This is a genomic window from Pararhizobium sp. DWP3-4, from assembly GCF_049898205.1.
Classification (GTDB): domain Bacteria; phylum Pseudomonadota; class Alphaproteobacteria; order Rhizobiales; family Rhizobiaceae; genus Pararhizobium.
In genome coordinates this window covers 87,024-110,311 of the sequence record NZ_JAFCXF010000009.1, presented here as the reverse complement: position 1 = coordinate 110,311, position 23,288 = coordinate 87,024, and the positions used below count along the sequence as shown (strand labels likewise).

The following is a 23,288-nucleotide window of genomic DNA, read 5'->3' as shown; positions in this document are numbered from 1 at the left end:
AGGCTTTGCTAAATTTCTTTCCGCTTAACCGCATGCCTGGAGATTTGCAACACGGCCAGTGACCGTTCTGGGGTTCGGCGGCATTTTTCGCCGGTCAGTGTTCCTCGTATTGGGTGAACGACGGATCGGCGAGATCGGTGAAGCGGGTAAACTCCGCCTGGAAGGCGAGCTTGACCGTGCCGGTCGGCCCGTGGCGCTGCTTGGCGATGATCACGTCTGCGGTGCCCTTGACCGCTTCGAACTTCTGCTTCCACTCTTCGTATTTCGGGTCGAACTCGTCGCGCGGCTCCATGTTCTTCACGTAATATTCCTCGCGGAACACGAACAGCACGACGTCGGCGTCCTGCTCGATCGAGCCGGATTCACGAAGGTCGGAGAGCTGCGGGCGCTTGTCCTCGCGGCTTTCCACCTGACGGGAGAGCTGCGACAGCGCGATGATCGGCACGTTCAGTTCCTTACCGAGCGCCTTCAGGCCCGTGGTGATCTGGGTGATTTCCTGCACGCGGTTGTCGCCCGACTTGCCCGAGCCGGTCATCAGCTGGATATAGTCCACCACCAGGCAATCAAGGCCGCGCTGGCGCTTCAGGCGGCGGGCACGGGCGGAAAGCTGGGCGATCGAGATACCACCGGTCTGGTCGATATAGAGCGGCGTCTTCTGCATCGTCTGGGAAAAGCCGACCAGCTTCTCGAACTCGGCCTCGGAAATGTCACCGCGTCGGATCTTGGACGACGACACGTCGGTCTGCTCGGAAATGATACGCGTGGCCAGCTGTTCGGAGGACATTTCGAGCGAATAGAAACCGACGACGCCGCCGTTGCGCGCCTTGAACGATCCGTCGGCCTGAACCTCCGGTTCATAGGCATGCGCAACGTTCCAGGCGATGTTGGTGGCAAGCGAGGTCTTGCCCATGCCCGGGCGTCCGGCCAGCACGATCAAGTCGGAACGCTGCAGGCCGCCCATGCGGGCATCGAGCGACTGGATGCCGCTGGAGATGCCGGAAAGGTGACCGTCGCGCTCGAAGGCCTGCCCGGCCATGTCGATCGCCAATGCCACGGCGTCATTGAAAGCCTGGAAGCCACCGTCGTAGCGGCCGGTTTCGGCCAGTTCGAACAGACGGCGTTCGGCGTCTTCGATCTGGCTCTGCGGCGGCATGTCGAGCGGCGCGTCATAGGCGATGTTGACCATGTCCTCGCCGATGGTGATCAGCGAGCGGCGCAGCGCCAGATCGTAGATCGCCCGGCCGTAGTCTTCCGCATTGATGATCGAGACAGCTTCGGAGGCGAGGCGGGCGAGATATTGCGCCACCGTCATGTCGCCGACTTTCTCGTCGGCCTTCAGGAAGGTCTTGATGGTCACCGGATTGGCCGTCTTGCCCATGCGGATGATGTCGCCGGCGACCTCGAAAATCTTGCGGTGCAGGGGTTCGTTGAGATGGACGGGCTTCAGAAAGTCCGAGACTCGGTAGAAGGCGTCGTTGTTGACGAGGATAGCGCCCAGCAACGCCTGTTCCGCTTCAAGGTTGTTCGGCGCCTCGCGATACTGTGCTTCGGCCTGATCCTTGGCGATGGGTGCAAATTTGCGCGCGATCTCGTTCATGGCGTCCCGTCTCTGTCTGTCGTCATTCTCTGGTGTGCTACCGGTGTGCGGGTCTTGCCGCCAAGCGTCAATGACCTGGCTGCAACAGTGGCCGCCGCATTGGCAGCAGTGGCAAGCCGTCACCGTTGTTCACAGGGGCTTATGGTCGAACTCGAAAAATCTGTCGATGGCGCTATTTCCTATTGACCGGATTTCATCCGAATCGGTGTCCGCCAATGGATTTCCGCATTCTAGCCCGGTTGGCGGCGGTTTACACGGTTTTTGGCCCGGACCGGATCAGCGGCTTGAAAGACGGGCATCGTTCAACTAAATAGGATGGAAATAGGTAGTATACTACTAATATGAAAAAGGTACGAAATGCTCAACTCTGCCGTTAACCGCGAACTCTTCGATGCGCTGGCTTCGGTGAACCGCAAGCTGCGGGCGCTGTTTGATGCACGGGTGAAGGAGCGGGGACTGACGCTGTCGCGTGCGAAGGCCCTGTTTGCCCTGTCGAAGCGCGACGGCCTCAACCAGCGCGAACTGGCTGACGAACTCGGCATCGAAACGCCGACGATCGTGCGCCTGCTGGACGGCATGGAGAAGCAGGGGTTCATCGAGCGGCGGGTCGAGGCAACCGACCGGCGGGCCAAGCAGATCCACATGACAGCCCGTGGCCGCGACATCGCCGGCGAAATCGACAAGCTGGCTTGCGAGATCCGCGAACAGGTTCTGGGCGGCGTCGATAACAAGGACAAGGCCATCGCCTTGCAGGTTGTCAGCCTGATGGCCGGCAATCTTGTTTCCATCGGCAGGGATTGAGCGGCAGATGAGCAAGGTGGCCCCAGGCAGCGCGAACGACAACCGCATCGCGCCCGAAGCGCCGGCCGCCGAGCCCGTGCTGCAACCCATTCAGCCACCGCCAGAACCGATGCGCCCGGCAAGGGCCGCCATCTATATGGCGTCATCGCTGCTGCTGTTCCTGACGCAAGGGTTGGGCATGAACCTGCTCAACGCCAACATCTACCAGCTTCAGGGTTCGCTCTCGGCAACGACATCGGAAATCGCCTGGCTCTCGGCCGCCTATATCGCCCCCTATGCGTCGATGTCGATTGCCCTGTTCAAGATCCGGATGCAGTACGGTCTTCGGCGGTTCGCCGAACTCAGCATCGTCTGTTTCGTGCTTGCCTCCGTTCTCAATCTCTTCGTCTCCGACCTGCATTCGGCAACCGTCGTCCGGTTCCTCAGCGGCATGGCCGCAGCGCCTCTGTCGACGCTCGGCTTCCTCTATATGCTTGAAGCGTTTCCGGCGGCCCGCAAGCTGTCGGTGGGTCTCAGCCTTGCCTTGATGAACACGACGCTTTCGGCGCCGATCGCCCGCATCATCTCGCCGCCGCTGATGGATCTCGGCGGCTGGCATGCGCTCTATACGTTCGAAATGGGGCTGGCGCTGATGGCGCTGCCGGTCGTCTACCTTCTGCCGCTGACGCCGCCGCCCCGTGCCAACGTCATCCAGAAGATGGATATCCTCAGCTATCTGCTGCTTGCCATCGGTTTCGGCTGTCTCGCCGTTTTCCTGACGCTTGGGCGGCTCTACTGGTGGTTCGAGGTGCCGTGGCTCGGGCTGCTGTTGGCCGGATCCATCGCCGCGTTGACGCTGATGGTTGCTCTTGAATTGCCCCGCAAAATGCCGTTGATCGATCTGCGCTGGGTCTTCTCGAGAGAGAACATGCACATGGCCGGCATCCTGCTTTTGTTTCGCGTCGTCAGCTCCGAGCAGACGACGACGGCGGCAAATTTCTACATGCAGCTGGGCTTGCTCAACGACCAGACGCAGACCATGTATGCGATCATCCTTCTGGCGTCGATCGCCGGTGGGCTGGTCTGCACGGTTCTGATGCTGACACGCTATGTCGAAACGGCGCATGTGCTGGCACTGGTATTGATCGCCACCGGTGCTTTCCTCGATAGCCAGTCGACCAGCCTCACCCGGCCGGAGCAGATGTACCTCAGCCAGGCGATGGTTGCTGCGGGCGCCGCCATGTTCCTTCCGCCGGTCATGTCGAAGGGATTTGCTACTGCGCTCGCCAAGGGCGCCCCCTTCCTCGTCAATTTTCTGGTGATCTTCCTGTTCACCCAGAGCATTGGCGCCCTCGTTGCGCAGGCAGCACTCGGTACGTTCGTAACGCTGCGGGAAAAGTTCCATTCCAACGTCCTGGTCGAGCATATCCTGCTCACCAATCCCTTCGTCGCCCAGCGCGTGTCGCAACTCTCGGGGTCCTATGGCAAAGTCATCGCCGACAAGTCACTGCTGAATGCCGAAGGCCTGCAATTGCTTGGCCAGCAGGTGACGCGCGAAGCCAATGTCCTTGCCTATAACGACGCGTTCCTGGTCATTGCCATTGCATCCGCTACCGGTCTCGTCCTTCTGCTTAGCCATCTGGCCTGGCAGCGTCTTATTCCGCACACGTCAACTGCACCTGCAGTTGCCGCCCAGTCCTGATCCGTCCAGAGTATATTTGATGCTGAAAACACTGCGTTCCCCAACCACTATCCTGACGCTGCTGGCCGGTTTTGCCGGCGTGCTCCTGGTTCTCTATGCCTGGCGGCTGCCGCCATTCGCCACCACCGTCGAGATGACCGACAACGCCTATGTCCGCGGTTATGTGACCATCGTCAGCCCGCAGCTGTCCGGCTATGTCGCCGCGGTCCCGGTCAAGGACTATGAGGCGGTCAGGGCAGGGCAGGTTCTGCTGAAGATCGACGACCGGATCTATGCCCAGAAGCTGGCGCAGGCCAAGGGCACGCTGGATACGCAGAAGGCGTCGCTGTCAAACTCCTATCAGCAGGAGCTTTCGGCAAAGGCCAGCATCGCTGCCAGCGAGGCGCAACGCGACAGTGCCGTCGCGACGCTGACGCGGGCCCAGCAGGCGTGGGACCGTATCAAGCCGCTGGCGGAAAAGGGCATCGCCACATCGGTCGATCTCGATACGGCACGGGCAACCCTTGAACAGGGAAGGGCAGGTGTCGATCAGGCGACGGCGGCCATCGAAGTGTCCCGCCAGAACCTTGCCACCACCATCGGCTCGCGGGCGGGGCTTGAGGCGGCGGTGCGCAGCGCCGAAGCTGCCGTTCAGCTGGCGCAGATCGATCTCGACAATACCACCATCACGGCACCGCAGGACGGCACGCTCGGCGAGGTCGGTGCGCGGCTCGGCCAGTATGTCACCGCTGGCACGCAGCTGATGGCCATCGTCCCGAAGGATGTCTGGATCATCGCCAATTTCAAGGAAACCCAGCTCGACGGCATGAAGATCGGTCAGCCTGTGGTGTTTACTGTCGATGCGCTCAACAAGGCACGATTGAACGGCCATGTCGAGCGGTTCTCGCCCGCCGCAGGCTCCGAGTTCAGCGTCATCCGCGCCGACAATGCCACCGGCAATTTCACCAAGGTCGCCCAGCGTGTCGGCGTCCGCGTCTCGATCGATCCCGGCCAGCCGCTGGCAGACGCTTTGGCGCCGGGCATGTCGGTGGAAGTTCATATCGACAAGGCGGCCAAGCCGCAGGCCGTCAAGTAACGGCGATCATCCCATGAAATGCGAAAAGCCCGCGATATCAATCGCGGGCTTTTCGTTTTGTCTATGAGGCGAACGGGGCACCGCGAAGGTGCCCGTCGCTCTGACGATTACTCGTCTTCGCCGTCGAATTCGGCTTCCGGGTTGAAGAAGTCTTCCGGCTTCAGGGCATCTTCGTCAACGCCGTAGATGGCGTCGGCCGATGTCAGGCTTTCGCCCTTCTGCTGGCGTTCTGCTTCTTCGGCCGAACGGGCAACGTTGATCTGAATCTTGATTTCGACTTCGGCGTGGAGGTGCAGCACGACTTCGTGCAGGCCAATGGTCTTGATCGGGTTGTTGAGATCGACCTGGTTGCGGCCGATGTTGAAGCCTTCGGCAGCCAGAACGTCGACGATGTCGCGAGCAGCGACCGAACCGTAGAGCTGACCGGTTTCGCCGGCCGAACGGACGACGATGAAGGACTTGCCGCCGAGGGTTTCGGCAACAGTCTGGGCTTCGGACTTGCGCTCGAGGTTACGGGCTTCAAGCGTCGAACGCTCGGCTTCGAAACGCTTCTTGTTGGCTTCGTTGGCGCGCAGGGCCTTGCCGAGCGGCAGCAGGTAGTTACGGGCAAAGCCGTCGCGAACTTTGACGGTCTCGCCCATCTGGCCGAGCTTGGCAACGCGTTCGAGAAGAATGACTTGCATGATAGTGTCCTTTCGTTTGTCTGTTTTAGAGGTCTTTTGTTTCAGTCTCAGTGGTTTTCCCCGCCGGTGACAGCGCGATGGCGCGCCGCGTGTCCATCAGACCCGACAGCAGAAAGAAGAATGCCGGGATCGTGAAGATCAGCACCGACAGATAGCCAAGCCACAACACCGGAAGCCGCCAGGACTTGCCGCGTGTGCGGAAATGAAAGACGGCAAAGCCGGCCAAAAGGAAGCCGGCGCCGAACGTGCCGCAGACGAGTGCGCCGACGATCGCCGGAACGCCGCCCATGAAGGCGAGCAGCAGGCCGCCGAGGAAGGCGAAGATCGAGAAGCGGTGCATGCGCAGCGTCGACGGCATGTCTTCGCGCGGACGCAGGCTCTTGCCGGAGGTCTGGACAATGCGGGTGGCGATGTAGTAGGCGGCAAACAGCATCAGCACCCAGATGGCGCCCTGAACCATCGGCAAAGCGGCGGAAAAGATCGACTTGATCTGGGCGATCGAGGCGGCATCCGGATTGTAGCCGGGTTCCTGCGCCTTCAGCGCGTCCATGACGATATCGATCATCCGGTCGGACATGGTGCCGTCATAGCCGATGATGACGCCGACGATGAGCATGCCGATCGTCACCAGCACGGCGAGATTGGTGAGGATATCGGAGAGCGGATACCAGGCCATCGCCCCATCCGGTCCGCCAAGCTCGGATGCCGGCCGGGCCAGATTGGCAAGGTGGCTGAGCCATGCGGCCGGGATCAGCGTGATGACGGCGATCAATAGGGCGAAATAGGGGGAGACAAGCACGGTGCCCGTCAGGCCGGCGACGACGACGGCGGTGATCGCCGCGGTATTGCCCCAGCCAAGGCCGGCAATCAGGATCGGCAGCGCAGACGCGGCATAGAGCACGATCGCAAACGACGACTGCGTGTTCGCGCCAAGCGAAAGCAAGGCGGCGGTCACGCCGGCGAATGCGCCGGTCAACAGCGATGTCTGGTCCAATGTTTTCACGGTTCGCTGTCCTGCTATCAAGCAGTTAGAGGCGTTTCCTTACTAAGGAACCAAGCCCCAACATGGGTTTTAGCGCTGAATGCGCCGGTGTTTCCGATCCACGCCCAACGCGGAAGGGAGAAGGTGAGGCGACGCCATCGGCTGTTCGCCTCACCTTGAGTCAGTGTCCGTCGGGTCAGAGACCTAACGGATCGTCAAGTCTTAGGACATGACGTAAGGCAGGAGGCCGAGGAAGCGGGCGCGCTTGATGGCCTGGGCCAGTTCGCGCTGCTTCTTCTGGGACACTGCCGTGATACGCGAAGGAACGATCTTGCCGCGCTCGGAAATGTAGCGCTGCAGCAGACGGATGTCCTTGTAGTCGATCTTCGGAGCGTTGGCGCCGGAGAAAGGGCAGGTCTTGCGGCGGCGATGGAACGGGCGGCGTGCCGGAGCGGATAATGTATCAGCCATAATGTCTCTCCTTATGCCCGGTCTTCGCGCGGACGGCGCGGACGGTCTTCACGGTCGCCGAAGCCACCTTCGCGCGGCGGACGCGGGCCACGGTCGCCGAAGCCACCACGGTCAGGACGGTCGCCATCGCGGCGCGGACGGTCGTCGCGATCACGCTTCTGCGTCATGGCGGACGGGCCGTCTTCGTGCTTCTCGACAGCGATGGTCATGTAGCGAAGAATGTCTTCGTTGATGCGCATCTGGCGCTCGATCTCGTGAACGGCCGGTGCCGGAGCATCGATGTCCATCAGAACGTAGTGAGCCTTGCGGTTCTTGTTGATGCGGTAGGTCAGGGACTTGAGGCCCCAGTTTTCGACGCGCCCGACTTTTCCGCCATTAGCTTCCAGTACACCCTTGTACTGTTCGACGAGAGCGTCGACCTGCTGTGCGGAAATATCCTGCCGGGCAAGGAATACATGTTCATAAAGAGCCATGAGGCTTTGCCTTTCTTGCGTTAATCGTCACCCGGAAATCGGCGGCTAAGCCTCAACGACTGTTCAAGTGGCTGCAAGCAGCCGGCAAGAAAGTGTTGTTTCGAGACGGTCGAGAGCGGAGACACGGGAGGCTGGACCCCTATAGGTCCTGACAGGTCTCTTAAGGGAAACCGGCCCTCCGTTCAGCCACCAGCCAGAAGACCGGGTGTTGCGAACAGCGCGCTTATACGCATTTTCGGGCAGGAAGCAAGGGGCGGAGGGAAATTAGGGGGCAGGTGAGGTTTGCCCGGTCTTTCCCTCCCCCCCCTTGCGGGGAGGGTGGCCGGATGGGCAGGCTCCGGGTCGGGAGGGGTTCTCCTGCTGTTTTACCCTCCCCTCGAGGGGAGGGTCGGAGCGAAGCTCCGGGGTGGGGTGATTTGCGGCATAGGCAATTGTCTGTTGTGCTCGCGGTGGTCACCCCCACCCGCGACTGCGTCGCGACCTCCCCCCTCAAGGGGGAGGTGAATTTCCCTCTTCTCCCCGGCAGGGAGAAGAGGGAGTTCGCGGCAGCTTCAACGGCCTATGGCCACGCCCGGAAAATCCGCCGTGGTTTTGCTGATGCTTAATTGGCCGGGGCGCTGGAAAGTGCCGATGACTAAGTAATTTATATGACGCCTTCCGGCGCCCCGTTCAGTGTCTTTTGCCGCGCTTCTCAGGTTCTTCTGCGCTTTCCTCTCTGACAGGAAAGCCTCCAATGCCCCAGCCCGGCCGCTTATCCGCTGGGCTTTTCAATGCGGCGGGGTTTAGCCCTGGACCGTCCGAAGACGGTGTGACCACCCGGCACGCCCGGTCCGCTTTCGCGAACCGGAGGAGAACCGCCTTTCACGCAGCCCCGGGGATTTCGCGCGCGTTTCGCCAAACCATCCGGGCACCGGCCCCATCTCGCCGGCAACGCTTTCCGGTGTATCCGTGGTGGGACGGGAAGAAGTATCGCACGGGTTTTGAGGGCGGGGATTTGCGGGGATGATTCTGGCGCAAGATGATGCTCCGGACCCGGCTGCGCCGCCTGTTGCAGCCATTGTAACCGTAACGTACTTCCCCGTCTGGTGGCAAAGTGCTCCGGTGGATCGGCACCCACAGGAGTACCTGCCATGAGACGGATGTTCCTCGCCACCGCGATCGCCACGGCGATGATTTCGACGGCCGCTTCGGCTTTCACGCCTCAGGAACTGGCTGGCCGCACTATCGAGCGGCGTGCTGTCGAAGCCGCGATCTGGGGTATCCCTGCCGTCAACTACGATCTGATGCTGCAGGAAATGCTTGCCAAGACGAAGGGCAAGGTCAACCAGATCGTCTATTGGTCGCGCCCTCTCGATTGGCACAATCAGACGCTGACGCCCAATCCGGATGCGATCTATCTGATGACCTTCACCAACACGAAGGAGGCCGGGCCCATCGTCATTGAAGTGCCGCCTGCGGACGGCGGCTCGATCAACGGCAACATCGTCACTGTCTGGCAGATGGCGCTTGAAGATGCCGGGCCGTCCGGCGCCGACCAGGGGAAAGGCGGCAAATATCTCGTCCTTCCTCCCGGCTACACGGACGCCGTTCCTGAAGGCTATATCCCGCTCAGGTCGGATACGTTCGGGGGATACGCTCTGCTGAGGTCGAATCTGTCAAGTCATAGCGAAGCCGACATCGCCAAATCGGTCGCGTATGCGAAACGGCTGAAGGTTTACCCGCTTTCACAGGCGGCTAGTCCTCCGGAGACAGTTTTCACCGATGCCAAGGACGTGATTTTCGATTCCACCATCCGCTACGATGCCAGCTTCTTCGAATCGTTGAACAGGATCGTTCAGACCGAGCCGTGGTTGTCCCGCGACCGAGTCATGATCAACCAGCTCAAGTCTCTGGGTATTGAAAAGGGCAAACCGTTCAATCCGACAGCTGCGGTCGGAAAGCAGCTTGAGGCTGGAATCCGCGAGGGCCGTGAATGGCTGGAAACGGCATATGACACGGGCCTGCTTCCCTTTTATGAAGCCAGCAGGTGGAACTATGCCGGAAATCCCGAGCTGGTGAAGAGTGCGCAGGCGTCCTACAACGAACCGGACACCTATCCCGTCGATCTGCGTGCCGTCGCGTATAGTTATGCTTTCGTCGGGCTGAAGCGTCTGGGAACCGGCCAGTTCTACCTGATCTCGATCAAGGACAAGGACGGCAAGGACTTCGACGGAGCAATGACCTACCGGCTCAAGGTACCGGCCAACGTGCCGGTCGAACAATACTGGTCGCTGACCGCCTATGACCGCCAGACCCATGCGCTGATCCGCAACATGAAGCGCGCCAGCCGCTCGTCGCAGATAGCGGACCTGATGAAAAATCCTGACGGTTCGGTCGATCTTTTCCTCGGGCCGAAAGCCCCGCACGGCAAGGACGTGAACTGGATACCGACCGATCCGAAGCGCGATTTCGAGGTGATGTTCCGGTTCTACGCACCGACCAAGGCCTTGTTCGACAAGGCATGGGTCCTGCCCGACATCGAACGGGTCAAAAAATAGCCTGAGACGCAATGTTAGGGAGAAGGCATATGCAGAGAAGATTTCTTTCCGCAGCCGTTTTCGCGGCGCTTGCCACCACGACACCAGTGTCAGCCAAGGACGTTCTGAGCGGGCGCGTTGAAACCCATATCGGACGGATCGAGCTTCAGGGCGGCTATCCCAGCGCCAGCTCCGTCAAGAAGATCTATGACGAGATGGATTTCCAGCGCGCCTCGCAGGCCTATATCTGGGCAACGCCGATCGTGGCCTTGGAAGCCATCAGGCGGGCCAACAAGCGTGACTGGGGCGTCGACTACAACGAAGTCGGCCTTGTCGATGGCTACACCACGCCGGCCGTCATCGCCCTGACCGGCAACAACACCACGATCTATGCAGCGGTGTTTGCCGATCTGCAACGCGATGGCCCGGTCGTTATCGACTCTCCGTTGGGTGTCTATGGGGTTATCGACGACTTCTGGCAGCGGCCCGTCGTCGAAGTGGGACCGTTTGGCCCCGACAAGGGCAAAGGCGGAAAATTCCTGCTTCTGCCTCCGGGCTATACCGGCACCGTTCCAGACGGGTATCTGACTGCGCAGTCGAAGACGAACCAGGTGATTTTCATCGGCCGGGCCTTCGTCAAGGATGGCGATATCAAGTCGGCGGTCAACACGTTGACGGGCATCAAGGCTTATCCGCTTTCAAAGGCCGGAAATCCGCCCGAAACGCGCGTCGTTCGTGCGGGCGAGCGTCCGCTGAATTCCGTCGCTCCCAGAGGTTTCGAATATTGGCAGTTTCTTGCCGATGTTCTCGACCGAGAGACAGTGGATGAGCGGGACCGGTTTTTTCACGCCATGCTGAAGCCGCTCGGCATCGAAAAAGGCAAGCCGTTCAAGCCTGACGCCCGGCAGAAGAAGATCCTGACCGATGCAGCCCAGGTCGGCTTTCTGATGGCGCAGACGATCAGCATGGCGCCGCGTCTGGACAATGCCTCGTCCTATCCCGGTACGCACTGGGAGTGGGTCCTGACCCTCGACCCGACCCAGGAGACGGCAAACTACAGCCAGCTCGACGAGCGGACCGACTACACTTTTGAAGCCATAACCGTCGCTGAAGGCATGGTGAAGCAGATCGTCGGGGCGGGCTCCCAGTATATGAGCGCTGCAAGGGACAAGGATGGCGCATGGCTGCAAGGGGAAAAGAACTACACCTTGCATGTTCCCGCCAATGTGCCGGCCAAGGAATTCTGGGCGGTGACGGTCTACGACGTCCTGACCCGGTCCATGGTGAAGACCGACACGATGACGGCGGGCGTCTCCAGCCAGGACAAGCTGAAGCTCAATGCGGACGGCTCCGCGGATATTCATTTCGGCCCCAAGTCTCCCAGGGGCGGCGGCAACTGGGTCAAGACCATCCCCGGCCGGGGATGGTTCGCCTATTTCCGCTGGTACGGCCCGACGGAACACTTCTTCGACAAGAGCTGGACGTTGCCCGATATCGAGCGGCGGGGATGAACGTCATCGGGGGGCGGTTTGCGAAAAGCGGCCCCTCAGATCGGTGCCGGATAGATCTTGTGCAGCTTGGCAATGCCCTTCAGCACGTCGGCCGGCAGCACCAAATCTTTTGCGCCGATATTGGTCTTCAGTTGTTCCATGCTGGTGGCGCCGATGATCACTGCGGTCATGAAGGGGCGGGTGAGGCTGAAGGCGAGCTGCATCTGGGCGAGGTCGAGACCGTGTTCGCGGGCAAGGTCTGCGTAGGCCTGGACCGCGGGCTCCTGGTACTCGGTGTAGCGGCCGCCAAGGTCGCCGTTGATCGACAGGCGCGATCCTTCAGGATTGGCGCCGTTCAGGTATTTGCCGGAGAGCAGACCGGCAGCCAGCGGCGAATAGGCCAGCAGGCCGACATTCTCGTGGTGGCTGACTTCGGCAAGGTCGAGATCGAAGGCGCGGTAGAGGAAATTGTACTCGTTCTGCAGCGAGGCGATGCGGGGGCTCCCAAGTTTTTCGGCAAGCGCCAGCATCTTCATCGTGCCCCAGGCGGTATCGTTGGACAGGCCGATGGCGCGGACCTTGCCTTCCTTGACGAAGGCACCGAGCGTTTCGACGACGGCGGCGAGGTCTTCGAGCGTCGCTGATGTGTCCTGATGCGAGGGATCGTAGGTCCAGGCCTGGCGGAAATGATAGTGGCCGCGGTTCGGCCAGTGCATCTGGTAGAGATCGACATGATCGGTCTGCAGGCGCTTCAGGCTGGTCTCCAGCGCCTCGCGCATGGTTTTCGGGCTGGCCGGCGTGCCATTGCGAATATAGGGGCGGCCGGGGCCGGCGACCTTGGTGGCGACGACGATCTCGTTGCGCTTGCCGCTCTTCTTCAGCCAAGTGCCGATATAGTCCTCGGTCAGGCCCATGGTTTCGGGACCGGCCGGGGTGACGGGGTAGAGTTCGGCGGTGTCGAAGAAGTTGACGCCCTGGCTGACGGCATAATCCATCTGCTCATGCGCCTCCGCCTCGCTGTTCTGCGTGCCCCATGTCATGGTGCCCAGGCAGATTTCCGAAACCGTGATGCCGGTGCGGCCGAGTGTGTTGTATTTCATGGTGCTCAACGTGCCTCAAAACTTGTTCGGCGGCGAATGTAGAGGCTGTTTGCTGCGGCGCAAGAGAAAAGCGGTTGCCGTGCACAGGAGCGGCCTTTGAGCCTCAAAAGCTTGACTCGCGCGCCAGGAATGTGAATGGAGAGGAAAAAGCCTCTGCCTGCCATATGTTTGCCGGCAACGAGTTGGAATGAAACGGCGCGGCTCGACCGCGCATGACGAGGAAAAACCTCATGGCAATTGCATTTACATTTCCAGGACAGGGCAGCCAGGCGCTCGGCATGGGCAAGGACCTGGCCGATGCTTTTCCCGAAGCAGCTGCCGTCTTTGCCGAAGTCGATGACGCGCTCGGCGAAAAGCTCTCCGACATCATGTGGAACGGCCCGGAAGAAACGCTGACGCTGACGGCCAACGCCCAGCCGGCGCTGATGGCCGTGTCGATCGCGGCTCTCAGGGTCCTGGAAGCCAAGGGGCTCGACCTGAAATCCAAGGTTTCCTATGTCGCCGGCCATTCGCTCGGCGAATATTCCGCGCTCTGTGCCGCCGGCACGTTTTCTCTGGCAGACACGGCCCGGCTGTTGCGCATTCGCGGCAATGCCATGCAGGCGGCAGTTCCTGTTGGTAAAGGCGCGATGGCGGCGATCATCGGGCTCGAGCACCGCGATGTGCAGGCTATCTGTGATGGCGTCGGCGAGATCGGCTCCTGCCAGATCGCCAATGACAATGGCGGCGGCCAGCTGGTGATATCCGGCGAGAAGGCAGCGGTCGAAAAGGCCGCGGCTTTGGCCACGGAAAAGGGCGCCAAGCGCGCCATCCTTTTGCCGGTCTCCGCTCCCTTCCATTCGACGCTGATGGCGCCTGCAGCCGATGCCATGCGCGCGGCGCTAGCAATTGTTTCCAAGCACGATCCGGCCGTGCCGCTGATCGCCAATGTGCGCGCGGCCCCGGTGACCGATGCCGGCGAGATCGCCACGCTTCTGGTCGAGCAGGTCACCGGTCAGGTCCGTTGGCGCGAAACCGTCGAGTGGTTTGCAGCCCATGACGTGACGACGCTGTACGAGATCGGTTCCGGCAAGGTGCTGACCGGTCTTGCGCGCCGCATCGACAAGACAGTTACCGGCATTGCCGTCAATTCTCCCGCCGACATCGACGCGGCGATTCAGACTTTGCTCGCTTGAACTGAGGCGAATAGCGAATAGCGAATAGAAAGCTGACGCGTATTTTCTCTTCCTATTCGCTACTCCCTATTCGCTATTCGCTCTAAAAAGAGGAAACCAACCATGTTCGATCTGTCTGGCCGCAAGGCCCTCGTTACCGGCGCATCCGGCGGCATCGGCGAAGAGATTGCCCGCATCCTGCACGCGCAGGGCGCTATCGTCGGCCTGCACGGCACCCGCGTCGAAAAGCTGGAAGAGCTGGCCAATTCGCTTGGCGAGCGCGTTCACCTGTTCCCGGCAAACCTGGCCGACCGCGATGCCGTCAAGGCGCTCGGCGAAAAGGCGGAAAGTGAACTCGGTGGTGTCGATATCCTCGTCAACAATGCCGGCATCACCAAGGACGGCCTGTTCGTTCGCATGAGCGACGCGGACTGGGATGTTGTTATCGAAGTCAACCTGACCTCGGTCTTCCGGCTGACCCGCGAGCTGACCCATCCGATGATGCGCCGCCGCCATGGCCGCATCATCAACATCACCTCGATCGTCGGCGTCACCGGCAATCCGGGCCAGGCCAATTACTGTGCCGCCAAGGCCGGCATGATCGGCTTTTCCAAGTCGCTCGCCCAGGAAATCGCCACCCGCAACGTCACGGTCAACTGCGTCGCGCCCGGCTTCATCGAAAGTGCGATGACCGGCAAGCTGAACGACAAGCAGAAGGACGCCATCATGGGCGCCATCCCGATGAAGCGGATGGGCACAGGCGGCGAAGTGGCGTCTGCCGTCGCTTATCTGGCTTCGAATGAGGCCGGTTACGTCACCGGCCAGACCCTCCACGTCAACGGTGGCATGGCGATGATATGATCCCTGGTACGGGCCGTCAAAGGCCTGTGCCGCCGCGTTTTCGCATCAATCGCAGACGTGGGGGCGAAATACCGGGAATTGCATGTTGACCAAGCCATTCCCGGCGATTTTCGGACTTTGCGGCAGACTTAAACCGTGTTAAGCGGGCCATGGCTGTGCGCAGTCGATCGGAAGATATGCGGTATACGATGGCTTCGGCCGGCGTGGTTTGCCCGCTTCCGATTGAACGAATTGCCGGGCGGATCGTCTTGATCTACCAGGCGTTAATAGGGTACCGATGTCAGAACGGCATCGTTGAGAAAAACAAAGGTCGAGGAATCCGACATGAGCGACGTAGCAGAACGCGTAAAGAAAATTGTTATTGATCATCTTGGCGTCGATGCCGAAAAGGTTTCGGAAGGCGCAAGCTTTATCGACGATCTGGGCGCTGACTCGCTCGACACCGTCGAATTGGTCATGGCATTCGAAGAAGAGTTCGGCGTCGAAATTCCCGACGATGCAGCGGATTCGATCCTGACGGTCGGCGACGCCGTCAAGTTCATCGAAAAGGCACAGGCCTGATATCAGGCCGTGTTGCGGCGGGCCGCCTCGCGGCCCGCCCTTCGTCCCTGCAAGGGACCGGCTCCCCATTACGGGAGCGAAAGGCGTGGTCAAGGAAAGCCTGATGGCTTCCGTCCCTGAGATCACGCAGTAAAGCATCACGGAAAAGGATGTACGGATCCGGTTTTTTGCGCAAGGGTCCGGTCCGGTTCTGGAACGAACAGGCAGGATGGATCACGGGCATGAGACGTGTCGTTATCACCGGTACCGGCATGGTATCTCCCTTGGGCTGCGGAACTGAGATATCCTGGTCGCGGCTCATCGCCGGCGACAATGCCGCCCGCAAAGTCACCGAATTCGAAGTCGAAGACCTGCCTGCAAAGATCGCCTGCCGCCTGCCGTTCGGCGATGGCAGCAATGGCACCTTCAATCCCGACAACTGGATGGAACTGAAGGAGCAGCGCAAGGTCGACAGTTTCATCATCTATGCGATGGCCGCCGCCGACATGGCGCTTGCCGATGCCGGCTGGCATCCGAAGACCGACGAAGACCAGATCGCCACCGGCGTGATGATCGGCTCGGGCATCGGCGGTCTCGAAGGCATCGTCGAAGGCGGCATCACGCTGCGGGACCGCGGCCCGCGCCGGGTGTCTCCCTTCTTCATTCCAGGCCGCCTGATCAACCTTGCCTCCGGCCAGGTGTCGATCCGCCACAAGCTGCGCGGCCCCAATCATTCCGTCGTCACCGCCTGTTCGACAGGCGCCCACGCCATCGGCGATGCGGCGCGCTTCATCATCATGGGCGATGCCGACGTAATGGTCGCCGGCGGTACGGAATCGCCGATTTCGCGCATCGCGCTGGCCGGCTTTGCCGCCTGCAAGGCGCTGTCCACCCAGCACAACGACGACCCGACCAAGGCATCGCGCCCCTACGACAAGGATCGCGACGGTTTCGTCATGGGCGAGGGCGCCGGTATCGTCGTGCTGGAAGAGCTCGAACATGCCAAGGCGCGTGGCGCCAAGATCTATGCCGAAGTGGTCGGCTACGGCCTGTCCGGCGACGCCTACCACATCACCGCTCCGGCCGAAGATGGCGACGGTGCATATCGCTGCATGCAGATGGCCCTGAAGCGCGCCGGGCTGCCGGCATCCGAGGTCGATTATGTCAACGCCCATGGAACCTCGACCATGGCCGACACGATCGAGCTCGGTGCGGTCGAGCGCGTCATGGGCGCGCATGCAGGCAAGGTCTCGATGTCTTCGACCAAGTCGGCGATCGGCCACCTGCTCGGTGCTGCCGGTGCCGTCGAGGCGATTTTCTGCGCGCTGGCGATCCGCGACAATGTCGCGCCGCCGACGCTCAACCTGGATAACCCCTCGGTCGAAACCGAGATCGACCTGGTGCCGCATGTGGCGCGCAAGCGCGAGATCAATGTCGCGGTGTCGAACTCGTTCGGCTTCGGCGGCACCAACGCCTCGCTGGTTCTGCGCCGCTACGCCTGATCCGGACGTGACGGGCCTGCTGGATGGCGGCCCGTTCGTCAACGCCGTCAGGGGCCGGCGTGGCCCCGCAAACACGATAATTCTCCCGCTATCGTGCTTTTGCCGCATTGCTCGGTTCAAACATGGCATATGGACGATTGCGATTGAGCCGATATCGTCAGTCCATGGCTTTCTGGCCATGCTGACACAAGGCCAGGCGCTTAACGTCGCTGTAATCGTGACAAGGTGATTCTCATTCCTGTTTCTCTTCTGGAGTTCGCATCAGGGATGGAGACGTGCATGACGCGAATTCCAGACCCAGGACACCAGTGAGCGACGCAAACGAAAACAACGCAGCGCCTTTCGGCCGCAACGAGGCGGGCAACAACGGCCCGATCATCCCGAAATCGGCGAGCGAAGCTCTTCGTCCGGAAAAAGTGCCGCAGCCGCCCAGGCGGTCGCGCAAGGCAAAAAGCCAGGTCGTTATCTTTCTGAATTTCCTGATGACGGTGATCGTCTGCCTGACCATCGCTGCGGCCGGGACGGTGTATTATGCGATGTCCGCCTATGAGGACAAAGGTCCGCTGACCGCCAATACCAATTTCATCGTGCGCAACGGCGCCGGCATCCAGGAGATCGCCAGCAGCCTCGAGCGCAACAATATCGTCTCCGACGGCCGCGTCTTCCGTTTCATGTCGGAAGCCTATCTCGAGGACAATGATACGCTGAAGGCCGGCGAATACGAGATCAAGGCCGGCTCCTCGATGCAGGAGATCATGCAGCTGCTGAAATCGGGCAAGTCCATCCTCTACTCGGTGTCGCTGCCGGAAGGCCTGACGGTCAAGCAGATGTTTGCCAGGTTGAGCAGCGATCCGGTTCTGGAAGGCGACCTGCCGGCGCAGGTGCCGGCAGAGGGCACGCTTCGTCCGGATACCTACAAATTCTCGCGCGGCACCAAGCGTGCGGAAATCGTCGCGCAGATGGCGGCGGCGCAAAAACAGCTGGTCGATCAGATCTGGGACCGGCGCGATCCGGACCTGCCGATCGCCAGCCGTGACGAATTCGTCACCCTTGCCTCGATCGTCGAAAAAGAAACCGGCATTGCCGACGAACGGTCGCGCGTCGCGTCCGTCTTCATCAATCGGCTGGAAAAGGGCATGCGCTTGCAGTCCGATCCGACGATCATCTACGGCATCTTCGGCGGCGACGGCAAACCGGCCGACCGGCCGATCCTGAAGTCGGACCTGGAGAAGGACACGCCCTACAACACCTACCTGATCAAGGGCCTGCCGCCGACGCCGATCGCCAATCCGGGCCGGGCAGCGCTTGAAGCGGTTTCCAACCCGTCGCGTACGTCGGATCTCTATTTCGTCGCAGACGGCACCGGCGGGCATGTGTTTGCCGCCACGCTCGACGAGCACAACAACAATGTCCGCCGCTGGCGCAAGATCGAGGCTGAAAAGGCCGCTGCCGCGAAAGCGGCCGAGACGGCACCGGCAGCGGAATAAGTCGACCCCATCAGGCTTGTGGATGACACGGCTCCGGTACGCTTGACCCTTGCGGTTGACCGTACCGGGGCCGTACACATTCATGATCAATTCAACGTTCCGCATCCTCTTCGCCTGTTTTGCGCGCGGACACTGGCGGGGCCGGAGGACAAGACGATGCCGCTGCAATCCATGACGGGATTTGCCCGCCGCGAAGGCACTTGCGGACGCTACCGCTGGGCGTGGGAACTGCGCTCGGTCAACGGCAAGGGGCTGGATCTGCGCCTGCGCCTGCCGGCGGGCACCGAGCATCTGGAGACCGAAGTCCGCAAGCTGGCCGGCGAATGCTTTTCGCGCGGCAACATGCAGGTCAATCTCAATGTCAGCGCCAGCGAGACCGGCGTCGAGCCGGTGATCAACCAGGGTGCCCTTTCCGCCGTCCTGTCGCTGCGCGAGCAGTTGCGCGATGTCATCGATCCGTCACCGCTGCGTCTCGACACGCTGCTGTCCATTCGCGGCATCGTCGATTTCCGCGAGCCGGAGGAACAGGAAGGCGAGCGCGTTGCGCGCGACGGCGATATCCTCTCCGGGCTGCGGCAGGCACTTGCCGATATGACATCGATGCGCGAAGGGGAGGGCGTGGCGCTCTACCGCGTGCTTCTGGAGCAGATCGACAGGATCGAGATGCTGACCGGCGAGATCGATGCCGATCCGTCGCGCAGCGTTGCCGCGATCACCGCCCGCCTTGCCAGCCAGATCGCCTTGGTGATGGACGGCGGCTCGAAGGTCGATCCGGATCGCCTGTATGCCGAGGTGGCGATGCTGGCGGCCAAGGCCGATATCCGCGAGGAGATCGACCGCCTGCGCACCCATGTGACGGCTGCCCGCGACCTTTTGAAAAAAGGTGGGCCCGTCGGCCGCAAACTCGATTTCCTTTCCCAGGAATTTAACCGCGAATCAAATACCATCTGTTCCAAGTCGAATACCGCTGCCGTGACCGCCGCCGGTATCGAACTGAAGGTCGTTATCGACCAGTTCCGTGAACAGGTCCAAAATCTGGAGTGACCATGAGCCCCGCGAGCCAAACCTCTGTCAAAGCCATTCAGCGCCGCGGCCTCATGCTGGTGATCTCGTCGCCTTCGGGCGCCGGCAAATCGACGATTGCGCGCAACCTGCTCGAATCCGACCCGCACATGAGCATTTCGGTCAGCGTGACGACGCGCAAGCGGCGTCCGAGCGAGATCGATGGACGGCATTATTTCTTCAAGTCGATCCGCGAGTTCGAGGGGCTTCGCCAGACCGACGCCCTGTTGGAATGGGCCGAGGTGCACGGCAATTTCTATGGCACGCCGCGCGACGCCGTCGAGGCCGCGATGTCGGAAGGGCAGGACATGCTGTTCGATATCGACTGGCAGGGCGCCCAGCAGCTGCAGGAAAAGATGGGCGGCGATGTCGTCTCGATCTTCATCCTGCCGCCGACCATGGCCGAATTGCAGTCGCGCCTGCACCGCCGCGCCGAGGATACCGAAGAGGTCATCGCCACGCGGCTGGCCAATTCGCGCTCCGAGATCGAGCACTGGCTGGAATACGACTATATCGTCGTCAACGAGGACCTCGACAGCGCCTTTGCCTCCGTCCAGGCCATCGTCGAAGCCGAACGCCTGCGCCGCGACCGCCGCCCCGGCCTGTTCGAATTCGTCAACGGGCTTCTGACGGAAACGCCGAAGATCGCTTGATCAAGCTGATGGCCGAGCCGTCATTTGAGGGGAACGTGCAGTATCCTCTCCCTTCTCCCCAGCGGGGAGAAGGTGGCCCGTAGGGCCGGATGAGGGGGCGGCAGGCTCAGAGCTTGCGGCCCCCTCATCGCCTCGCATCCGCTCGGCACTTCTCCCCGCTGGGGAGAAGAGGGAGACCGGAGCTGCCATCAAAGACAATTCGCCAGCCGGCAGAATTCTTCCACCGACAACGTTTCGGCGCGGCGCTTGGGGTCGATCTCCGCCTTGGCCAGCAAGGCTTCGCCGCCGATCGACTTGACGCTTTGGCGCAGCATCTTGCGGCGTTGGCCGAAGGCGGCCATCGTCACTTTTTCAAGGTCTTTGGACGAGCAGGGGATGGGATTTTCGATCGGCTCCAGATGAACCACGGACGATGTGACCTTCGGCGGTGGCGAGAAGGCCTGGGGCGATACGTCGAAGGCCATGCGGGCATTGGTGCGCCAGCCGCAGAGCACGCCGAGGCGGCCGTAATGGTCGTCATCGGCATCGGCAACGATGCGCAAACCCACCTCGCGCTGAAACATCAGCGTCATCGACTGGTAGAACGGCGGCCATGCCTTTGGTAGCAGCCAGTTGACCAGAAGCTGGGTGCCGACATTGTAGGGCAGGTTGGCGATGATCTTGACGGGGCCTTCGGTGACAAGATCCTCGAACGTTATCTTCAGTGCATCGCCCTCGATCACCTCGAGGCGGCCGGGGTAGAAATCGGCGATTTCGGCAAGGGCCGGCAGGCAGCGGGCGTCGCGCTCGATCGCAATCACCTTCTTGGCACCCAGCGACAGGATGGCGCGGGTGAGGCCGCCGGGACCGGGGCCGACTTCGATGACGGTCACGCCCTCCAGCGGACCGGCCGTGCGGGCGATCTTCTGGGTCAGGTTGAGATCGAGCAGAAAATTCTGGCCGAGCGCTTTGTTCGCGTCGAGCCCGTGGCGCGTTATCACATCGCGCAGCGGCGGCAGGCCGTCGATCGCCGCCATCAGTTTTTCCCTCGCGCGGCGTTGCCGGCCAATTGCTGGGCCATCCGCAGGGCTGCCAGCAGGCTGTCGGCGCGGGCGATGCCCTTGCCGGCAAGGCTGAACGCCGTGCCGTGGTCCGGCGATGTGCGGATGAATGGCAGGCCAAGCGTGACGTTGACGCTGTCGTCGAAACCGAGCGCCTTGGCGGGGATCAATGCCTGATCGTGATACATGCAGATCGCCACGTCATAGGTGGCGCGGGCGCGGTCGTGGAACATGGTGTCGGCGGGCAGGGGACCGGTAATGTCGATGCCTTCGGCCTTCAACCGTTCGATGACGGGGCGGATGATCGCATCGTCTTCCACGCCCAGCGCGCCGTTTTCGCCGGCATGCGGATTGAGACCGGCAACGGCGACACGTGGAGAGGCAAGGCCGAAGCGGTCCTTGAGGTCACGCACGGTGATGACGCAGGTCCGGTAGATCAGGTCGGCGGTCAGCTGTTCAGGCACATCCTTCAGCGGGATATGGATGGTGACGGGCACGGCCATCAGCTTCGGCCCGGCGAGCATCATCACCGGCAGCAGTTCCTCCCCGGTCAGGCGCGCGCCAAGATCGGCGAGAAATTCCGTATGGCCGGGAAATTTGAAGCCGGCGTCGTAGAGCACCGACTTGGCGATCGGATTGGTGACGATGGCAGAGGTCGAGCCTTCCATGGTCAGCCGCACGGCGGTTTCGATGGCCCCGGTGATCGCACCCGCATTGGCAGAAGCCGGGATTCCCGCAGTGACCGGGGCGGCGCACGCCACCGGCAAAACCGGCAGCGCACTCTCAAAGATGGTGGAAGCCTCCGTGCAATTGGTCTCGCGGATCGCGATCTCATGGCCGAGAGCCCAGGCGCGCTGCTGCAGGGCTGCGGGATCGCCGATCAGAATGAACGGCGGTGTCCGCAAGGTCTGCCTGTTGATCCAGGCGTCAAGACTGATGTCGAGGCCAATCCCGGCGGGATCGCCCATGGTCAGGGCGAGCGGCCTGTCGCGCATCTGGCTCATGCTGCTGCTGTTACTTTTCGATGATCTGCGCACGCTTGCGCAGTTCCTCGATGTAACGCTTGCTGTTGGGTTCTTCGCCGTCGGTCTTCTTGCCGAGATCCTCGGCACGGAAAACGATTTCGGCGGCCAGATCGTCGGAAACTTCGCGCTTCTTGCAGATGGCAAGATATTCGACGCCGCGTTCGGTGACGCGCGTTGCGGTCGTGCCGCTGTCGCCGGCCTTTTCGATCAGCGGCTTCCAGTCGGCTGGAAGCTCCTGCGCCATCATCCGGCCCAGATTGCGGATCGATACGTCGCGCATCGTGGCGGCAAACACCTTTGCCTGTTCGCAGCCCGGATATTTCGGCCGCGACGCATTGGCTTCTGCCTGGCGCTTGCCGATGATAGCGTTGCGTTTGGAGGCAGGCACGACGAAGATCACCTGCTGCAGGAAATATTCCGTGGTCACCGGCTTGGTGCCGCCAGCTTCCTGCATGCGCCGGACGAGATCCTCGTTCGACAGGCGTCCACCGCCACCGCCGCCGAAACGGGCGTTGACGACCCGCGGCCAGCTCATGGCGACGGCGACATAATTTCTGAAGTGATCGATGCCGACGCCTGCCTGGTCGAGGACCTGCGACAGCTGTTGAACGGAAAGCTTGTTGCCGGCCGCGAATCGTCCGACGGCACCTTCGACTTCGGTGGTGCTGACGGAAGCACCGACGCGCAGGACTTCCTCGCGCTTGAGCGCTTCATCGATCATTTGCTGGCGGGCCGCGCCTGGGCCACCGCTTTGCCTTTGCAGGCGCATGAAGGCAGCACGCTTGGCGATGTCGCCGGACGTGATCGGCGAACCGTTGACGACGGCAACCACCTTGCTCGCGGCGTAGGTGGCCGGCGCGGAGGAAAGTGCCAGGCCGCAGGCAAGGATCATTGTCGAAACCGTGCGCGTGATCGAAAGCTTCCCGCCCATTCTTTAGTCCTTTTCATCTTCCGCCGGACATCGCGTGTCCGGGGCTATGGTCTTCATGCCAAGCGCCAGCATCCTGCGCATTTCTGTGCAACAGATGCATAATACATGCGGCCGAACAATGACAAGACCTGCCGAACGCCGCAAAATAGCGCCTCGGCCGTCGA

21 protein-coding genes are annotated in these 23,288 nt (G+C 61.5%); 12 read left to right on the top strand and 9 right to left on the bottom strand.

The features are described from left to right. Window positions 1-94: 94 nt before the first annotated feature. Window positions 95-1,597 (bottom strand): replicative DNA helicase, encoded by a 1,503-nt coding sequence (locus tag ACP7E6_RS22080; protein WP_426231862.1) that lies wholly within the window; start codon window positions 1,595-1,597, stop codon window positions 95-97. 357 nt (window positions 1,598-1,954) lie between these two features. Here ACP7E6_RS22080 and ACP7E6_RS22075 point away from each other — a divergent pair, with 357 nt between their 5' ends. From ACP7E6_RS22075 to ACP7E6_RS22065, 3 genes are read left to right on the top strand one after another with little or no spacing between them, the layout of a single operon-like run. Next, the gene (locus tag ACP7E6_RS22075) at window positions 1,955-2,398 is read left to right on the top strand and encodes a MarR family winged helix-turn-helix transcriptional regulator (protein ID WP_426231861.1); all 444 of its coding nucleotides are present in this window, start codon (window positions 1,955-1,957) and stop codon (window positions 2,396-2,398) included. A 7-nt stretch (window positions 2,399-2,405) separates the two neighbouring features. Further along, window positions 2,406-4,079, top strand: coding sequence for an MFS transporter (locus tag ACP7E6_RS22070; RefSeq protein WP_426231860.1), 1,674 nt, complete (start codon window positions 2,406-2,408; stop codon window positions 4,077-4,079). A gap of 19 nt (window positions 4,080-4,098) precedes the next feature. Continuing rightward, a complete protein-coding gene (locus ACP7E6_RS22065; RefSeq protein WP_426231859.1) occupies window positions 4,099-5,154 on the top strand; it encodes an HlyD family secretion protein in 1,056 nt (351 codons plus the stop codon). Window positions 5,155-5,261: 107 nt separating this feature from the next. On the opposite strand, the gene rplI is transcribed toward ACP7E6_RS22065, so the two are convergent. The 4 genes from rplI to rpsF form a co-directional block, all read right to left on the bottom strand. Beyond that, window positions 5,262-5,837, bottom strand: a complete 576-nt coding sequence (gene rplI, locus ACP7E6_RS22060) for a 50S ribosomal protein L9 (protein ID WP_426231858.1) — start codon at window positions 5,835-5,837, stop codon at window positions 5,262-5,264. A gap of 25 nt (window positions 5,838-5,862) precedes the next feature. Next, on the bottom strand, window positions 5,863-6,840 hold the full coding sequence (locus tag ACP7E6_RS22055; protein WP_426231857.1) for a DUF2232 domain-containing protein: 978 nt from the start codon (window positions 6,838-6,840) through the stop codon (window positions 5,863-5,865). Window positions 6,841-7,041: 201 nt separating this feature from the next. Continuing rightward, complete coding sequence (gene rpsR, locus ACP7E6_RS22050; protein WP_037107250.1) at window positions 7,042-7,290, bottom strand: 30S ribosomal protein S18; 249 nt, start codon at window positions 7,288-7,290, stop codon at window positions 7,042-7,044. 11 nt (window positions 7,291-7,301) lie between these two features. Further along, window positions 7,302-7,763, bottom strand: a complete 462-nt coding sequence (gene rpsF / locus ACP7E6_RS22045) for a 30S ribosomal protein S6 (RefSeq protein WP_113246009.1) — start codon at window positions 7,761-7,763, stop codon at window positions 7,302-7,304. A gap of 1,130 nt (window positions 7,764-8,893) precedes the next feature. Between rpsF and ACP7E6_RS22040 the strand changes: the two genes are divergently transcribed. Continuing rightward, a complete protein-coding gene (locus ACP7E6_RS22040; RefSeq protein WP_426231856.1) occupies window positions 8,894-10,300 on the top strand; it encodes a DUF1254 domain-containing protein in 1,407 nt (468 codons plus the stop codon). A gap of 29 nt (window positions 10,301-10,329) precedes the next feature. Next, window positions 10,330-11,790 carry a DUF1254 domain-containing protein gene (locus tag ACP7E6_RS22035; protein ID WP_426231855.1) on the top strand — a complete coding sequence of 487 codons (1,461 nt, stop codon included), beginning with the start codon at window positions 10,330-10,332 and terminating at the stop codon, window positions 11,788-11,790. Between the two features lie 35 nt (window positions 11,791-11,825). Here the strand turns inward: ACP7E6_RS22035 and ACP7E6_RS22030 are convergent, their stop codons facing one another. After that, complete coding sequence (locus ACP7E6_RS22030) at window positions 11,826-12,869, bottom strand: aldo/keto reductase (RefSeq protein ID WP_426231854.1); 1,044 nt, start codon at window positions 12,867-12,869, stop codon at window positions 11,826-11,828. A gap of 230 nt (window positions 12,870-13,099) precedes the next feature. Here ACP7E6_RS22030 and fabD point away from each other — a divergent pair, with 230 nt between their 5' ends. The 7 genes from fabD (at window position 13,100) to gmk (ending at window position 20,128) form a co-directional block, all read left to right on the top strand. Then, the gene (gene fabD / locus ACP7E6_RS22025; RefSeq protein WP_426231853.1) at window positions 13,100-14,044 is read left to right on the top strand and encodes an ACP S-malonyltransferase; all 945 of its coding nucleotides are present in this window, start codon (window positions 13,100-13,102) and stop codon (window positions 14,042-14,044) included. A gap of 102 nt (window positions 14,045-14,146) precedes the next feature. Continuing rightward, window positions 14,147-14,884 carry a 3-oxoacyl-[acyl-carrier-protein] reductase gene (fabG, locus tag ACP7E6_RS22020; RefSeq protein WP_426231852.1) on the top strand — a complete coding sequence of 246 codons (738 nt, stop codon included), beginning with the start codon at window positions 14,147-14,149 and terminating at the stop codon, window positions 14,882-14,884. A 324-nt stretch (window positions 14,885-15,208) separates the two neighbouring features. Beyond that, window positions 15,209-15,445 carry an acyl carrier protein gene (locus ACP7E6_RS22015; protein WP_018327362.1) on the top strand — a complete coding sequence of 79 codons (237 nt, stop codon included), beginning with the start codon at window positions 15,209-15,211 and terminating at the stop codon, window positions 15,443-15,445. A gap of 221 nt (window positions 15,446-15,666) precedes the next feature. Further along, on the top strand, window positions 15,667-16,926 hold the full coding sequence (gene fabF / locus ACP7E6_RS22010; RefSeq protein WP_426231851.1) for a beta-ketoacyl-ACP synthase II: 1,260 nt from the start codon (window positions 15,667-15,669) through the stop codon (window positions 16,924-16,926). A gap of 308 nt (window positions 16,927-17,234) precedes the next feature. Further along, the gene (gene mltG, locus ACP7E6_RS22005; RefSeq protein WP_426231850.1) at window positions 17,235-18,413 is read left to right on the top strand and encodes an endolytic transglycosylase MltG; all 1,179 of its coding nucleotides are present in this window, start codon (window positions 17,235-17,237) and stop codon (window positions 18,411-18,413) included. A 156-nt stretch (window positions 18,414-18,569) separates the two neighbouring features. Next, window positions 18,570-19,457 carry a YicC/YloC family endoribonuclease gene (locus tag ACP7E6_RS22000; RefSeq protein WP_426231849.1) on the top strand — a complete coding sequence of 296 codons (888 nt, stop codon included), beginning with the start codon at window positions 18,570-18,572 and terminating at the stop codon, window positions 19,455-19,457. 2 nt (window positions 19,458-19,459) lie between these two features. Next, entirely contained in the window at window positions 19,460-20,128 is a 669-nt protein-coding gene (gene gmk / locus ACP7E6_RS21995) for a guanylate kinase (RefSeq protein WP_426231848.1), read from the top strand. Window positions 20,129-20,316: 188 nt separating this feature from the next. On the opposite strand, the gene rsmA is transcribed toward gmk, so the two are convergent. From rsmA to ACP7E6_RS21980, 3 genes are read right to left on the bottom strand one after another with little or no spacing between them, the layout of a single operon-like run. Beyond that, window positions 20,317-21,144: a 16S rRNA (adenine(1518)-N(6)/adenine(1519)-N(6))-dimethyltransferase RsmA gene (gene rsmA, locus ACP7E6_RS21990; protein WP_426231847.1), complete on the bottom strand. Its 828-nt coding sequence runs from the start codon at window positions 21,142-21,144 to the stop codon at window positions 20,317-20,319. Further along, window positions 21,144-22,172, bottom strand: a complete 1,029-nt coding sequence (pdxA, locus tag ACP7E6_RS21985) for a 4-hydroxythreonine-4-phosphate dehydrogenase PdxA (RefSeq protein ID WP_426231846.1) — start codon at window positions 22,170-22,172, stop codon at window positions 21,144-21,146. Before pdxA ends, rsmA begins: the two co-directional genes overlap by 1 nt. Window positions 22,173-22,182: 10 nt before the next feature. Further along, a complete protein-coding gene (locus tag ACP7E6_RS21980) occupies window positions 22,183-23,124 on the bottom strand; it encodes a peptidylprolyl isomerase (RefSeq protein ID WP_426231845.1) in 942 nt (313 codons plus the stop codon). Window positions 23,125-23,288 lie beyond the last annotated feature (164 nt).

Coding starts and splice junctions, on each gene's coding strand:
- ACP7E6_RS22080 (WP_426231862.1), bottom strand. CDS start 1,597: ATGAACGAGATCGCGCGCAAATTTGCACCCATCGCCAAGGATCAGGCC.
- ACP7E6_RS22075 (WP_426231861.1), top strand. CDS start 1,955: ATGCTCAACTCTGCCGTTAACCGCGAACTCTTCGATGCGCTGGCTTCG.
- ACP7E6_RS22070 (WP_426231860.1), top strand. CDS start 2,406: ATGAGCAAGGTGGCCCCAGGCAGCGCGAACGACAACCGCATCGCGCCC.
- ACP7E6_RS22065 (WP_426231859.1), top strand. CDS start 4,099: ATGCTGAAAACACTGCGTTCCCCAACCACTATCCTGACGCTGCTGGCC.
- rplI (WP_426231858.1), bottom strand. CDS start 5,837: ATGCAAGTCATTCTTCTCGAACGCGTTGCCAAGCTCGGCCAGATGGGC.
- rpsR (WP_037107250.1), bottom strand. CDS start 7,290: ATGGCTGATACATTATCCGCTCCGGCACGCCGCCCGTTCCATCGCCGC.
- rpsF (WP_113246009.1), bottom strand. CDS start 7,763: ATGGCTCTTTATGAACATGTATTCCTTGCCCGGCAGGATATTTCCGCA.
- ACP7E6_RS22040 (WP_426231856.1), top strand. CDS start 8,894: ATGAGACGGATGTTCCTCGCCACCGCGATCGCCACGGCGATGATTTCG.
- ACP7E6_RS22035 (WP_426231855.1), top strand. CDS start 10,330: ATGCAGAGAAGATTTCTTTCCGCAGCCGTTTTCGCGGCGCTTGCCACC.
- ACP7E6_RS22030 (WP_426231854.1), bottom strand. CDS start 12,869: ATGAAATACAACACACTCGGCCGCACCGGCATCACGGTTTCGGAAATC.
- fabD (WP_426231853.1), top strand. CDS start 13,100: ATGGCAATTGCATTTACATTTCCAGGACAGGGCAGCCAGGCGCTCGGC.
- fabG (WP_426231852.1), top strand. CDS start 14,147: ATGTTCGATCTGTCTGGCCGCAAGGCCCTCGTTACCGGCGCATCCGGC.
- ACP7E6_RS22015 (WP_018327362.1), top strand. CDS start 15,209: ATGAGCGACGTAGCAGAACGCGTAAAGAAAATTGTTATTGATCATCTT.
- fabF (WP_426231851.1), top strand. CDS start 15,667: ATGAGACGTGTCGTTATCACCGGTACCGGCATGGTATCTCCCTTGGGC.
- ACP7E6_RS22000 (WP_426231849.1), top strand. CDS start 18,570: ATGCCGCTGCAATCCATGACGGGATTTGCCCGCCGCGAAGGCACTTGC.
- gmk (WP_426231848.1), top strand. CDS start 19,460: ATGAGCCCCGCGAGCCAAACCTCTGTCAAAGCCATTCAGCGCCGCGGC.
- rsmA (WP_426231847.1), bottom strand. CDS start 21,144: ATGGCGGCGATCGACGGCCTGCCGCCGCTGCGCGATGTGATAACGCGC.
- pdxA (WP_426231846.1), bottom strand. CDS start 22,172: ATGAGCCAGATGCGCGACAGGCCGCTCGCCCTGACCATGGGCGATCCC.
- ACP7E6_RS21980 (WP_426231845.1), bottom strand. CDS start 23,124: ATGGGCGGGAAGCTTTCGATCACGCGCACGGTTTCGACAATGATCCTT.